Source organism: Pseudomonas faucium, from assembly GCF_021602585.1.
Taxonomy (GTDB): domain Bacteria; phylum Pseudomonadota; class Gammaproteobacteria; order Pseudomonadales; family Pseudomonadaceae; genus Aquipseudomonas; species Aquipseudomonas faucium.
The window spans coordinates 223,452-236,226 of sequence record NZ_BQIP01000002.1; the positions used below are offsets into that span (position 1 = coordinate 223,452).

A 12,775-nucleotide genomic window follows, 5' to 3' on the forward strand; every position below is an offset into this window, starting at 1 on the left:
GGGCTTACACCGTGTGCAGGTACCAGTTGTACTCGAGGTCGGAGATCGACACTTCGAACTCGGCCAGCTCGCTTTCCTTGCAGGCGACGAAGATGTCGATGTAGTCGGGGCTGATGTACTGGTTGAGCACTTCGCTGTCATCCAGCGCGCGCAGGGCGTCACGCAGGTTGTTCGGCAGGCTCTGTTCCAGCTGCTCGTAGGAGTTGCCTTCGATCGGCGCACCCGGCTCGACCTTGCTGGTCAGGCCGTGGTGGATGCCGGCGAGGATGGCCGCCAGCATCAGGTACGGGTTGGCGTCGGCGCCGGCCACGCGGTGCTCGATGCGCACGTTCTCGCTGCTGTCGGTCGGCACGCGAACCGCCACGGTGCGGTTGTCCAGGCCCCAGCTTGGCGCATTGGGCACGTAGAACTGCGCGCCGAAGCGGCGATAGGAGTTGATGTTCGGGCAGAGGAAGGCCATCGACGCCGGCATGGTCTCAAGCACGCCGCCGATGGCGTGGCGCAGCTCATCGCTTTGCAGCGGGTCGTCGCTGGTGAAGATGTTCTTGCCGGTTTTCTTGTCCAGCAGCGAGATGTGCACGTGCAGGCCATTGCCCGCCTGGCCCGGGTAGGGCTTGGCCATGAAGGTGGTGTCCATTTCATGGTCGTAGGCGACGTTCTTGATCAGGCGCTTGAGCAGGATCGCGTAGTCGCAGGCCTTGAGCGGGTCGGCCACGTGGTGCAGGTTGACTTCGAACTGCGCCGGGGCGCTTTCCTTGACGATGGCATCGGCCGGCAGGCCTTGCTCCTTGGCCGCTTCCAGCATGTCCTGCAGGCAGTCGGCGTATTCGTCGAGGTCGTCGATCAGGTACACCTGGGTCGACTGCGGGCGCTTGCCGGAGATTGGCGAACGCGGCGGCTGCGGGCGACCGTTGAGGTTGTCCTGGTCGATCAGGTAGAACTCCAGCTCGAACGCGGCGCAGATGTCCAGGCCCAGGTCGTCGAACTTGCTCACCACCTGGCGCAGCACTTCACGCGGGTCGGCAAAGAACGGCGCGCCGTCCAGTTCGTGCATGGTCATCAACAGCTGCGCGGTCGGGCGCTTCTGCCACGGCTCGTCGGACAGCGAGCCAGGGATCGGGAAGCAGATGCGGTCGGCATCGCCGATGTCCAGGCCCAGCCCGGTGCTCTCAACGGTCGAGCCGTTGATGTCCAGGGCGAACAGCGACGCCGGCAGGTTGATACCCTTCTCGTACACCTTGTGCAGGCTGGCCCGCTCGATGCGCTTGCCACGTACCACGCCATTCATGTCGGAGATCAGCAGATCGACGTACTGAGTGTCCGGATGGGCCTGGAGGAAGTCTTTCATCTCGCTGGAAGAACTGGCGCACGGGGTGACCGACGTCATGGTGTACATCCTTTGATGTGCTGCGGCGATGTGGGGATACGGCTGGCGCCACACGGGCGACGATGGTTGCAGCTGTTGTTCTTTTCACTTTCCCATCGTGGGGATTGGTTACCCGACCGGGCGCATTGATTCCCAGGGGCGGTTCCACTATAAAATGGCCTCAACGCAACAGACATTGGCAATTCAGCAAGCAGAGCGTGCATCAATGCAATATCAGATCACCCACGCCGACCTCTCCCTGGTCCTGGCCCTGGAGCGCGGTCGCTCGCTGGCCAAGGCCGCCGAGCTGCTGAAAGTCGACGTTTCCACGGTATTTCGTTCGATCCGTCGCCTCGAGTCGGCGCTGGGCACGGCGCTTTTCGTCAAGAGCCGCAAAGGCTACCTGCCGACCGATACCGCCCAGGCCCTGGCCGAGCAGGCCGAACGCGCCGAACAGGCGCTGGATGCCGCACGCATCGCCATGAGCAGCGGCGAGCAGGTAGTCAGCGGCACCGTGCGCCTGACCTGCACCGAAGCGGTAATGCACAGCCTTCTGCTGCCGGCGCTGGCGGCCTTCATGCCGAGTTATCCGGCCTTGTCGCTGGAGATGGGCACCTCCAACACCTTCGCCAACCTCAGCCGGCGCGATGCCGACATCGCCTTGCGCCTGACCAACACGCCGCCAGAGCACCTGGTCGGGCGTTGCCTGGGCTCCACATCCTATGTGATCTGTGGCCAGCCGCAATGGCGCGAGCGCCTGGCCGAAAGCGCCGGCAGCGTGCCCTGGATCGCCCCGGACGACTCGATGCAGGACCACCCCACGGTGGTCTGGCGCAACCAGCAGTACCCGGGGCTGAGCCCGCGCTATCAGTGCAGCAGCATGTCGACCATCGCCCAGCTGGTGAGCACCGGCCTGGGGGTGGCGGCGTTGCCTGACTATATGGTCGACCCGTTGCCCGGGGTAGAAGCGCTGAGCGGGCCGCTGCCCGGCTGCGACACCCAGCTATGGCTGCTGACACGGCCCGATTGCCGGGCGTTGCGTTCGGTGCAGACGCTGTTCGAGGAGCTGACGCCGCGCTTGCGCGACGCCATGCTCTGAGGGTGTTGTGTTCCCGAGGTGGGAAGCGTTATCGTCGGATTCAATGACTCGATGCGTCTGTTCCGGCCCTTTCGCCGGCAAGCCGGCTCCCACGGGGATGGCGGCGCCTGAGGTATCGGTGGTTACTGGCTTGCCAGCGATGCCGCCACCACAGGTCTGCCGGGTAAAACAGCGCTTCCCTATTGGCTGGTGATTTTTTAAACTATCGAGTCCGCCTGCCCATCTTGGGCTGCACGCCCATCGCATTTGCTACTGAGGAAGACCATGGCCCGCGTAACTGTTGAAGACTGCCTGGAACACGTGGATAACCGTTTTGAGCTGGTCATGCTCTCGACCAAGCGCGCCCGTCAGCTGGCTACCGGCGGTAAAGAGCCGCGCGTAGCGTGGGAAAACGACAAACCGACCGTGGTCGCCCTGCGCGAGATCGCCGAAGGTATCGTCACCCCTGAGTTCATCGCCGCCGAAGAGATCGTCACCGAGGATCCGGTCTTCGCCGCGTTCGAGGACGAGTCCAACGAGGCTGTCTGATCCATGCCTGGTCGACGTTGCGCGGCACAAGGCCCTCTTCCTCGGCAAGAGGTGAAATCATGCCGGGCATAGAAGCCTTAGCCGAACGGCTGTCGACCTACCTGGGCCCCGAACAGGTCAACCTGGTTCGCCGGGCCTACTTCTACGCCGAACAGGCACACGATGGGCAACGCCGCCGCAGCGGCGAGCCCTACGTGACCCACCCGCTGGCCGTGGCCAGCATCCTCGCCGACATGCACATGGACCATCAGAGCCTGATGGCGGCCATGCTGCACGACGTGATCGAAGACACCGGCATCGCCAAGGAAGCCCTCAGCCAGCAGTTTGGCGAGACGGTGGCCGAACTGGTCGATGGGGTCAGCAAGCTGACCCAGATGAACTTCGAAACCAAGGCCGAGGCGCAAGCCGAGAACTTCCAGAAGATGGCCATGGCCATGGCCCGCGATATCCGCGTGATCCTGGTCAAGCTGGCCGACCGCCTGCACAACATGCGCACCCTGGAAGTGCTGTCGGGCGAGAAACGCCGGCGCATCGCCAAGGAAACCCTCGAGATCTACGCCCCCATCGCCAACCGCCTGGGCATGCACACCGTGCGCGTGGAATTCGAAGACCTCGGTTTCAAGGCCATGCACCCGATGCGCTCGTCGCTGATCCATCGGGCGGTCAAGAGCGCACGCGGCAACCGCAAGGAAATCGTCGCCAAGATCGAGCACTCGCTGGCCAACTGCCTGGCGGCCGACGGTATCCAGGGCGAGGTCAGCGGCCGGCAGAAGCACCTCTATGGCATCTACAAGAAGATGCGTGGCAAGCGCCGCGCCTTCAACGAGATCATGGACGTGTACGCCTTCCGCATCATCGTCGACAAGGTCGACACCTGCTACCGCGTGCTCGGCGCCGTGCACAACCTGTACAAGCCGCTGCCCGGGCGCTTCAAGGATTACATCGCGATCCCCAAGGCCAACGGCTACCAGTCGCTGCATACCACCTTGTTCGGCATGCACGGGGTACCCATCGAGATCCAGATTCGCACCCGCGAAATGGAAGAGATGGCCAACAACGGCATCGCCGCGCACTGGCTGTACAAGTCCAACGACGACGAACAGCCCAAGGGCAGCCATGCCCGCGCCCGCCAGTGGGTCAAGGGCATCCTCGAGCTGCAGCAGCGTGCTGGCAACTCGCTGGAATTCATCGAGAGCGTGAAGATCGACCTGTTCCCGGACGAGGTCTACGTGTTCACCCCGAAAGGGCGGATCATGGAGCTGCCCAAAGGCTCCACCGCCGTCGACTTTGCCTACGCGGTGCACACCGACGTCGGCAACAGCTGCATCGCCTGCCGCATCAACCGGCGCCTGGCGCCCCTGTCCGAGCCGCTGCAGAGCGGCTCCACGGTGGAAATCGTCAGCGCCCCCGGCGCGCGGCCCAACCCGGCCTGGCTCAACTTCGTGGTCACCGGCAAGGCGCGCACGCACATTCGCCACGCGCTCAAGCAACAGCGCCGCTCCGAGTCGATCAGCCTGGGCGAACGCCTGCTGAACAAGGTGCTGACCGGCTTCGACAGCAGCCTGGAGCAGATCCCCCAGGAGCGCGTGCAGTCGATCCTTGCCGAGTACCGCCTGGAGCTGATCGAAGACCTGCTCGAAGACATCGGCCTGGGCAACCGCATGGCCTACGTGGTGGCCCGCCGCCTGCTGTCGGCCGAAGGCGAACCGTTGCCGGCACCGGAAGGCCCACTGGCGATCCGCGGCACCGAAGGCCTGGTGCTGAGCTACGCCAAGTGCTGTACGCCGATTCCGGGCGACCCGATCGTCGGCCACCTGTCGGCTGGCAAAGGCATGGTCGTGCACCTGGAAAACTGCCGCAACATCAGTGAAATCCGCCATAACCCGGAGAAGTGCGTGCAACTCTCCTGGGCCAAGGACATCACCGGCGAATTCAACGTCGAGCTGCGCGTGGAGCTTGAACACCAGCGCGGCCTGATCGCCCTGCTGGCCAGCAGCGTCAATGCCGCCGACGGCAATATCGAGAAGATCAGCATGGACGAACGCGACGGCCGTATCAGCGTTGTCCAACTGGTGGTCAGCGTGCACGACCGCGTGCACCTGGCTCGTGTGATCAAGAAGCTGCGTACGCTGACCGGCGTGGTTCGCATCACCCGCATGCGTACGTAGTCCGCCAACCGCAAGGAGTCATCATGAGCAAGACCGTCATCAACAGCGACAAGGCCCCTGCCGCCATCGGTACCTACTCGCAAGCGATCAAGGCCGGCAATACCGTGTACATGTCAGGCCAGATCCCGCTGGACCCCAAGACCATGGAACTGGTCGAAGGCTTCGAAGCCCAGACCGTGCAAGTGTTCGAGAACCTCAAGTCGGTGGCCGAAGCCGCTGGCGGTTCGTTCAAGGACATCGTCAAGCTGAACATCTTCCTCACCGACCTGAGCCACTTCGCCAAGGTCAACGAAGTCATGGGCCGCTACTTCGAGCAGCCTTACCCAGCCCGCGCCGCCATTGGCGTTGCTGCGCTGCCTAAGGGCGCCCAGGTCGAAATGGACGCCATCCTGGTCATCGAATGATGCCACTGGTGACGGGCGCCCTGCCCGTCACCTTCCTGCTCAAGGTTACCCATCATGCGTCAAGCACTGCCCCTCGCGCTGGCAGCCCTGCTTCTGAGCGGCTGCGCCAGCCACAAACCTGAAGATTTCAACGGCACCTGGATCAACCAGGCCGCCATCAAGGCCGCCGTCAAGGATGGCAGCCTGCGCCAGGCCCTGAACGAGCACGGCCCGGTATTCGAGTGGAAGCTCGACGTGGCCAACCAGCAGGCCAGCTACAGCAACGGTTTCGAGGCCGCCGACGGCCAGCTGAGCGCCAATGACAAGCAATGGCAGGCCAGCTTCCAGGGCGGCCAGACCGAGCAGCTGGCGCTGGACGGCGACGAGCTGAAAACCACCGATGCCAGCGGCGCCGAGCAAGCCTTCGTGCGCGTCAAGCAGCCCGGCAATGCGCCACTGGGCGGCAGCTTCGAGAAAGCGCTGTACCAGGCGTACCTGGGCGGTGAGTGGAAGATCATCGAAGGCCAGGGCACCGGCAGCGTGGTGCGCTTCGCCGACAACGGCAGCGTGACCGGCCTGCCCGGCCCCGACCGCTATGCCCTGTGCCTGGCCGGCGACTGCGCCAGCATGGGTGGCAGCAACGACAGCCTGTGGCTGGAGCGCAACCAGCGCGGCGCGCCGTTCATCTTCAAGCGAGATGGCGACAAGCTGGAGATTTTCCAGGCGGTGAACCGTGCACAGCCGGATGAGATGCCGCAATTGGCGGCGGGTAACCGGCAGTGGGTGCTGGAGCGCGACTGACTTCAAGGGCCCTGATCGCCGGCAAGCCGGCTCCCACAGGACTGTGCAGCCCTTGAGGGCAGTGGTGTACCTGTGGGAGCCGGCTTGCCGGCGATAGGGCCATCAGCTTCATCCCTTGCCCTGGAGAATCTCCGCGTACCCTTCCTTGTAGCTCGGATACGCCGGCACCCAGCCCAACGCCCGCACCCGGGCATTGCTGCAGCGCTTGCTGCCGGTGCGCCGCACCCGCTGCTCCTGCGACCACTCGGTAACCCCCATGTACGCCCGCAGCCAGGCCACCACGTCGGCCAGCGGCGCCGGGTCGTCATCCACGCCGATATAGCAGTCATCCAGCGCGACGCCATCGGCATCCTTGTGCAGCAAGAACGCCAGCAGGCTCGCTGCATCCTCGGCATGAATGCGGTTGCCATAGAGCGGCGGCTCTTCAGCCACCCGATACCCCTGGCGCACCTGGCTCAACAACCATTCGCGACCGGGGCCGTAGATCCCGGTCAAGCGCACGATGCTGGCCGGGATGCCGCTTTCCAGCGCCAGCCGCTCGGCCTCCAGCATCACCCGCCCGGAATAGCCCTCAGGCTCGGTGGCGGCCGTCTCGTCGATCCACTCCCCGTCCTTTTGCGCGAACACGCTGCTGCTGGAGACGAACAGCAAGCGCCGAGGGCGCTGCCCACGCGCGGCCAGCCACGCCAATACATTGCGCAACCCCTCGACATAAGCCGCCTGATAACCCGCCTCATCGTGCTGGCTGGCCGCCACGCAGTACACCAGGTAATCCGGTGAACGCTGTGGCCAGGCCTGGGGCATGCGTGCATCGCCGAGGTCGGCGGCGATCGGGTCGACGCCTGGCGGTAGCTGCTCGACCGAGCGCCGCAGCCCGCGAACCTGCCAGCCTCGGGCCAGCAGTTGCTGGGCCAAACGCCCCCCTACATCACCACAACCTACGATCAAAGCAGAAAGGTCTGACATCACAAAACTCCCTAGACCAAAGAATCAGGCTAGCCGGATTACACGATAAGCGGCTAGACCATAGGCGAAAAAAGCAACAAGATTACTTTTGTTAACAAGAATTACTTGCAATAATGGCACCCCTATCTGTTCTCGGCCTATCTCGAGGCCTTGGAGAACGCTCACATTTTTTCTTCATCAGGTCCGGCCAGCATGACACGTACTCAACCTTCCGCTTCGCCAACCCCGTCGCGCGCCTGGCGCGCCATCGCCGCGCTGATGTTCAGCCTGGTGCTGGCCCCAGTGGCCATGGCCGATGAGCCAACCACCGCCGCCAGCGCTCCAGCCGCCGCCACCGCACCGGCTGCCCCGGCCGCCGAAGGCCAGGCACCTGCCGCCGACGCCCAGGCCGCTGTACCGGTAGCGGTCGACCCGGCCACCGAAGCGCTGGTTGAGGACACTTCCCTGGGCATGGCCCACGACCTGTCGCCATGGGGCATGTACAAGAACGCCGACGTGGTGGTGAAAGCGGTGATGATCGGCCTGGCCATCGCCTCGATCATCACCTGGACCATCTGGATCGCCAAAGGCTTCGAGCTGATGGGCGCCAAGCGTCGCCTGCGCGGCGAAATCGCCCAGCTGAAGAAGTCCGCCACCCTCAAGGAAGCCAGCGACGTCTCCAACAAGGAAGGCACCCTGGCCCACACCCTGGTCCACGACGCCCTCGAAGAGATGCGCCTGTCGGCCAACGCCCGCGAGAAAGAAGGCATCAAGGAACGCGTCAGCTTCCGCCTGGAGCGCCTGGTGCACGCCAGCGGTCGCAACATGAGCAGCGGCACCGGCGTACTGGCCACCATCGGCTCCACCGCACCGTTCGTCGGCCTGTTCGGCACCGTGTGGGGCATCATGAACAGCTTCATCGGCATCGCCAAGACCCAGACCACCAACCTGGCCGTGGTTGCCCCAGGCATCGCCGAAGCCCTGCTGGCCACCGCGCTGGGCCTGGTCGCGGCAATCCCCGCCGTGGTCATCTACAACGTCTTCGCCCGCTCCATCGCCGGCTACAAGGCACAGGTGTCCGACGCTTCGGCGCAGGTACTGCTGCTGGTCAGCCGTGACCTGGACCACCAGGGCAGCGAGCGCGCTGCCCCGCACATGGTGAAAGTGGGGTAAGCCATGGGCCTGCATCTCAACGAAGGTGGCGACGACCTCGCCGAAAACCACGAAATCAACGTCACGCCGTTCATCGACGTGATGCTGGTGCTGCTGATCATCTTCATGGTCGCCGCCCCCCTGGCCACGGTCGACATCAAGGTCGACCTGCCGGCCTCGACCGCCAAGCCGGCGCCGAGGCCCGAGAAACCGGTGTTCGTCAGCGTCAAGGCCGACCAGAAGCTGTACGTCGGCGACGATCAGGTGCCTGCCCCGGAACAGCTTGGCCCGATGCTCGACGCCAAGACCAAGGGTGACAAGGAAACCACCATCTTCTTCCAGGCCGACAAGGGCGTGGATTACGGTGACCTGATGGAAGTGATGAACAACATGCGCGCGGCCGGCTACCTCAAGGTCGGTCTGGTAGGTCTCGAGACGGCAGCCAAGAAATGACGAAACCGCGCTCAAACATGGCGCGCTACGGCGGCAGCCTGGCGATCGTGCTGGGCGTGCACGTGGTCGCTGTGCTGCTGACGCTCAACTGGTCGGTGCCCCAGGCCATCGAGCTGCCCCCGGCAGCCATGATGGTCGAGCTGGCGCCGCTGCCTGAGCCTGCACCGCCACCACCTCCGAAGGCCGCCCCACAGCCGCCGGCACCGGTCGAGGAACCACCGCTGCCCAAGCTGGTCGAGGCGCCGAAACCGAAAATCGCCATCGCCAAGCCGCCCAAGCCAAAGCCCAAGCCACAGCCGCCCAAGCCCGAGAAAAAGCCTGAGCCGCCGAAGGATGAGCCACCGGCCAAGGAGCAGGTAGCGGACACGCCGCCAAGCAACTCGCCACCGCAGAAGTCGGCGGCACCGGCGCCGAGCATTGCCTCCAACAGCCAAGCGTTGCCGACCTGGCAGAGCGACCTGCTGCGCCACCTGGCGAAGTACAAGCGCTACCCGGAAGACGCTCGCCGTCGTGGCCTGCAAGGCATCAACCGGCTGCGCTTCGTGGTCGACGCCGAAGGCAAGGTGGTGTCGTACTCGATGGCCGGCGGTTCCGGTAGCGCAGCGCTGGACCGGGCGACCCTGGAGATGATCCGCCGCGCCGGCACAGTGCCCAAGCCTCCACCGGAGCTGTTGAACAACGGCACGATCGAGGTCGTGGCACCGTTCGTCTACTCGCTGGACCGTCGCTGATACTTTTGTTTCTGTCACAAATCAGCAAGTCTGATAACGTGCGTCTATCGATTGCAGCCGCTATGCTGGGCCGGCAACTTCATGGACGCACGTTATGACCCTCACTGAACTTCGCTACATCGTCACCCTTGCCCAAGAGCAGCATTTCGGCCACGCGGCCGAGCGCTGCCATGTCAGCCAGCCGACCCTGTCGGTGGGCGTGAAAAAGCTTGAGGACGAGCTTGGTGTGCTGATCTTCGAGCGCAGCAAGAGCGCGGTACGCCTGACCCCGGTCGGCGAGAGCATCGTCGCCCAGGCGCAGAAGGTGCTGGAGCAGGCCCAGGGCATTCGCGAACTGGCCCAGGCCGGCAAGAACCAGCTGACCGCACCGCTCAAGGTCGGTGCCATCTATACCGTCGGCCCCTACCTGTTCCCCCATCTGATTCCGCAGCTGCACCGCGTGGCGCCGCAGATGCCGCTGTACATCGAAGAAAACTTCACCCACGTGCTGCGCGAGAAACTGCGCAATGGCGAACTGGACGCAGTGATCATCGCCCTGCCGTTCAACGAGGCCGACGTGCTGACCCTGCCGCTGTACGACGAACCCTTCTGCGCGCTGATGCCCGCCGACCACCCATGGACGGCGAAAAAGACCATCGACACCGCCATGCTCAACGACAAGAGCCTGCTGCTGCTGGGCGAGGGCCACTGCTTCCGCGACCAGGTCCTGGAAGCCTGCCCGACGCTGAACAAGGGCGGCGAAGGCTCCAAGCACACCACGGTCGAGTCCAGCTCGCTGGAAACCATCCGCCACATGGTCGCCTCGGGCCTGGGCGTGTCGATCCTGCCGCTGTCGGCGGTGCACAGCCACCACTACGCGCCCGGGGTGATCGAAGTTCGCCCGCTGACCGCGCCCGCGCCGTTCCGCACCGTGGCCATCGCCTGGCGCGCCAGCTTCCCGCGGCCGAAGGCCATCGAGATCCTTGCCGACTCGATCCGCCTCTGCTCGGTGGCCAAGCCGCCCGTGGAACAGCCGGCCTGATCCATGACTGAGCTGTCGAAGGTCTCGGTCACCGCGCTCAAGGGCGTTGGCGAAGCCATGGCGGAAAAGCTCGCCAAGGTCGGCCTGGAAAACCTGCAGGATGTGCTGTTCCACCTGCCCCTGCGCTACCAGGACCGCACCCGCGTGGTGCCCATCGGCCAATTGCGCCCTGGGCAGGATGCAGTAATCGAAGGCGTGGTCAGCGGCGCCGATGTGACCATGGGCAAGCGCCGCAGCCTGGTGGTGCGCCTGGGTGATGGCAGCGGCGTGCTGAGCCTGCGCTTCTATCACTTCAGCAATGCGCAGAAGGAAGGCCTCAAGCGTGGTACCCACCTGCGCTGCTACGGCGAGGCCCGCCCCGGCGCCTCGGGCCTGGAGATCTACCACCCCGAGTACCGTGCGCTCAATGGCGACGAACCGCCTCCCCCGGTCGAGCAGACCCTGACGCCGATCTACCCGTCCACCGAGGGCCTCACCCAGCAGCGCCTGCGCCTGCTCTGCCAGCAGAGCCTGGGCATGCTCGGCCCGCGCAGCCTGCCGGACTGGCTGCCCGACGAACTGGCCCGCGACTACCAGCTGGCGCCGCTGGACGACGCCATCCGCTACCTGCACAACCCGCCGGCCGATGCCGACCTCGACGAGCTCGCCGAAGGCCATCACTGGGCCCAGCACCGCCTGGCTTTCGAAGAACTGTTGACCCACCAGCTGTCCCAGCAGCGCCTGCGCGAGAGCCTGCGCAGCCTGCGCGCGCCCGTTTTGCCCAAGGCCAAGCGCCTGCAGGCGCAGTACCTGGCCAACCTGGGCTTCCAGCCGACCGGCGCCCAGCAGCGGGTGGCCAACGAGATCGCCTACGACCTGAGCCAGGCCGAGCCGATGATGCGCCTGGTACAAGGCGATGTCGGCGCCGGCAAGACCGTGGTCGCCGCCCTCGCCGCGCTGCAAGCCCTGGAAGCCGGCTACCAGGTGGCGCTGATGGCGCCCACCGAGATTCTCGCCGAGCAGCACTACATCACCTTCAAGCGCTGGCTGGAGCCGCTGGGCCTGGAAGTCGCCTGGCTGGCAGGCAAGCTCAAGGGCAAGGCCCGCGCCAGCGCGCTCGAACAGATCGCCGGCGGCGCACCGATGGTGGTCGGCACCCATGCATTGTTCCAGGAAGAGGTGCAGTTCAAGCACCTGGCCCTGGCGATCATCGACGAACAGCACCGCTTCGGCGTGCAGCAGCGCCTGGCCTTGCGCAAGAAGGGCGTGGCCGGCGAGCTGTGCCCGCACCAGCTGATCATGACCGCCACGCCGATCCCGCGCACCCTGGCCATGAGCGCCTATGCCGACCTCGACACCTCGGTGCTCGACGAACTGCCGCCAGGCCGCACGCCGGTGAACACCGTGCTGGTCGCCGACAGCCGCCGCTTCGAAGTGGTCGAGCGCGTGCGCGCCGCCTGTGCCGAAGGGCGCCAGGCGTACTGGGTGTGCACCCTGATCGAGGAATCCGAGGAGCTCACCTGCCAGGCCGCCGAAAGCACCTATGAAGAGCTCGGCAGCGCCCTGGGCGAGCTGCGCGTGGGCCTGATCCACGGTCGCATGAAGCCTGCAGAAAAAGCCGCGGTGATGGCCGAATTCAAGCAAGGCAACCTGCAACTGCTGGTGGCCACCACGGTGATCGAAGTGGGCGTCGACGTGCCCAACGCCAGCCTGATGATCATCGAGAACCCCGAGCGCCTGGGCCTGGCCCAGCTCCACCAGCTGCGCGGTCGGGTCGGCCGGGGCAGCGCGGTGAGCCACTGCGTGCTGCTGTATCACCCGCCACTGTCGCAGATCGGCCGCGAACGGCTGGGGATCATGCGTGAAACCAACGATGGCTTCGTCATTGCCGAAAAGGACCTGGAGCTGCGCGGCCCCGGGGAGATGCTCGGCACACGCCAGACCGGGCTGTTGCAGTTCAAGGTCGCCGACCTGATGCGCGACGCCGACCTGCTGCCGGCCGTGCGCGACGCCGCGCAAGCCTTGCTGGCGCGCTGGCCGGACCACGTCAGCCCGCTGCTCGACCGCTGGCTGCGTCACGGCCAGCAATATGGCCAGGTGTGACGCCAGTCCCAGAATGGATCCAGCTTTGCGGTCAGGCTGGTTATAC

General features: G+C 65.1%; 12 protein-coding genes. 10 read left to right on the forward strand and 2 right to left on the reverse strand.

Features of this window, described 5'->3' with window-relative positions; all coding sequences use genetic code 11:
* Nucleotides 1–4 precede the first annotated feature (4 nt).
* On the reverse strand, nucleotides 5–1,348 hold the full coding sequence (locus L6D75_RS03710) for a glutamine synthetase family protein (RefSeq protein ID WP_371871924.1): 1,344 nt from the start codon (nucleotides 1,346–1,348) through the stop codon (nucleotides 5–7).
* 244 nt (nucleotides 1,349–1,592) lie between these two features.
* On the opposite strand from L6D75_RS03710, the gene L6D75_RS03715 reads away from it, so the two are divergent.
* The 5 genes from L6D75_RS03715 to L6D75_RS03735 all read left to right on the forward strand — a co-directional run bounded on the left by L6D75_RS03715 (nucleotide 1,593) and on the right by L6D75_RS03735 (nucleotide 6,345).
* Nucleotides 1,593–2,465, forward strand: coding sequence for a LysR family transcriptional regulator (locus tag L6D75_RS03715; RefSeq protein WP_176511834.1), 873 nt, complete (start codon nucleotides 1,593–1,595; stop codon nucleotides 2,463–2,465).
* A gap of 264 nt (nucleotides 2,466–2,729) precedes the next feature.
* Nucleotides 2,730–2,993 (forward strand): DNA-directed RNA polymerase subunit omega, encoded by a 264-nt coding sequence (gene rpoZ, locus L6D75_RS03720; protein WP_016394025.1) that lies wholly within the window; start codon nucleotides 2,730–2,732, stop codon nucleotides 2,991–2,993.
* Between the two features lie 59 nt (nucleotides 2,994–3,052).
* Nucleotides 3,053–5,161 carry a bifunctional GTP diphosphokinase/guanosine-3',5'-bis pyrophosphate 3'-pyrophosphohydrolase gene (gene spoT, locus L6D75_RS03725; protein ID WP_176511835.1) on the forward strand — a complete coding sequence of 703 codons (2,109 nt, stop codon included), beginning with the start codon at nucleotides 3,053–3,055 and terminating at the stop codon, nucleotides 5,159–5,161.
* A 23-nt stretch (nucleotides 5,162–5,184) separates the two neighbouring features.
* Complete coding sequence (locus L6D75_RS03730; protein ID WP_043199829.1) at nucleotides 5,185–5,565, forward strand: RidA family protein; 381 nt, start codon at nucleotides 5,185–5,187, stop codon at nucleotides 5,563–5,565.
* Between the two features lie 54 nt (nucleotides 5,566–5,619).
* Nucleotides 5,620–6,345, forward strand: coding sequence for a hypothetical protein (locus L6D75_RS03735; RefSeq protein ID WP_176511836.1), 726 nt, complete (start codon nucleotides 5,620–5,622; stop codon nucleotides 6,343–6,345).
* A 108-nt stretch (nucleotides 6,346–6,453) separates the two neighbouring features.
* On the opposite strand, the gene L6D75_RS03740 is transcribed toward L6D75_RS03735, so the two are convergent.
* On the reverse strand, nucleotides 6,454–7,311 hold the full coding sequence (locus L6D75_RS03740; protein ID WP_236193421.1) for an SDR family oxidoreductase: 858 nt from the start codon (nucleotides 7,309–7,311) through the stop codon (nucleotides 6,454–6,456).
* 192 nt (nucleotides 7,312–7,503) lie between these two features.
* Between L6D75_RS03740 and exbB the strand changes: the two genes are divergently transcribed.
* The 5 genes from exbB to recG all read left to right on the forward strand — a co-directional run bounded on the left by exbB (nucleotide 7,504) and on the right by recG (nucleotide 12,729).
* Nucleotides 7,504–8,463 (forward strand): tonB-system energizer ExbB, encoded by a 960-nt coding sequence (gene exbB, locus L6D75_RS03745; protein WP_176517656.1) that lies wholly within the window; start codon nucleotides 7,504–7,506, stop codon nucleotides 8,461–8,463.
* A 3-nt stretch (nucleotides 8,464–8,466) separates the two neighbouring features.
* Nucleotides 8,467–8,895 carry a TonB system transport protein ExbD gene (gene exbD / locus L6D75_RS03750; protein WP_054884743.1) on the forward strand — a complete coding sequence of 143 codons (429 nt, stop codon included), beginning with the start codon at nucleotides 8,467–8,469 and terminating at the stop codon, nucleotides 8,893–8,895.
* Nucleotides 8,892–9,626, forward strand: coding sequence for an energy transducer TonB (locus tag L6D75_RS03755; RefSeq protein ID WP_176517655.1), 735 nt, complete (start codon nucleotides 8,892–8,894; stop codon nucleotides 9,624–9,626). Before exbD ends, L6D75_RS03755 begins: the two co-directional genes overlap by 4 nt.
* A 94-nt stretch (nucleotides 9,627–9,720) precedes the next feature.
* The gene (locus L6D75_RS03760; protein WP_176517654.1) at nucleotides 9,721–10,647 is read left to right on the forward strand and encodes a hydrogen peroxide-inducible genes activator; all 927 of its coding nucleotides are present in this window, start codon (nucleotides 9,721–9,723) and stop codon (nucleotides 10,645–10,647) included.
* 3 nt (nucleotides 10,648–10,650) lie between these two features.
* The gene (gene recG / locus L6D75_RS03765) at nucleotides 10,651–12,729 is read left to right on the forward strand and encodes an ATP-dependent DNA helicase RecG (RefSeq protein ID WP_176517653.1); all 2,079 of its coding nucleotides are present in this window, start codon (nucleotides 10,651–10,653) and stop codon (nucleotides 12,727–12,729) included.
* Nucleotides 12,730–12,775: the final 46 nt, after the last annotated feature.

Coding starts and splice junctions, on each gene's coding strand:
- rpoZ (WP_016394025.1), top strand. CDS start 2,730: ATGGCCCGCGTAACTGTTGAAGACTGCCTGGAACACGTGGATAACCGT.
- L6D75_RS03735 (WP_176511836.1), top strand. CDS start 5,620: ATGCGTCAAGCACTGCCCCTCGCGCTGGCAGCCCTGCTTCTGAGCGGC.
- spoT (WP_176511835.1), top strand. CDS start 3,053: ATGCCGGGCATAGAAGCCTTAGCCGAACGGCTGTCGACCTACCTGGGC.
- exbD (WP_054884743.1), top strand. CDS start 8,467: ATGGGCCTGCATCTCAACGAAGGTGGCGACGACCTCGCCGAAAACCAC.
- L6D75_RS03715 (WP_176511834.1), top strand. CDS start 1,593: ATGCAATATCAGATCACCCACGCCGACCTCTCCCTGGTCCTGGCCCTG.
- L6D75_RS03730 (WP_043199829.1), top strand. CDS start 5,185: ATGAGCAAGACCGTCATCAACAGCGACAAGGCCCCTGCCGCCATCGGT.
- recG (WP_176517653.1), top strand. CDS start 10,651: ATGACTGAGCTGTCGAAGGTCTCGGTCACCGCGCTCAAGGGCGTTGGC.
- L6D75_RS03760 (WP_176517654.1), top strand. CDS start 9,721: ATGACCCTCACTGAACTTCGCTACATCGTCACCCTTGCCCAAGAGCAG.
- exbB (WP_176517656.1), top strand. CDS start 7,504: ATGACACGTACTCAACCTTCCGCTTCGCCAACCCCGTCGCGCGCCTGG.
- L6D75_RS03710 (WP_371871924.1), bottom strand. CDS start 1,348: ATGAAAGACTTCCTCCAGGCCCATCCGGACACTCAGTACGTCGATCTG.
- L6D75_RS03740 (WP_236193421.1), bottom strand. CDS start 7,311: ATGTCAGACCTTTCTGCTTTGATCGTAGGTTGTGGTGATGTAGGGGGG.
- L6D75_RS03755 (WP_176517655.1), top strand. CDS start 8,892: ATGACGAAACCGCGCTCAAACATGGCGCGCTACGGCGGCAGCCTGGCG.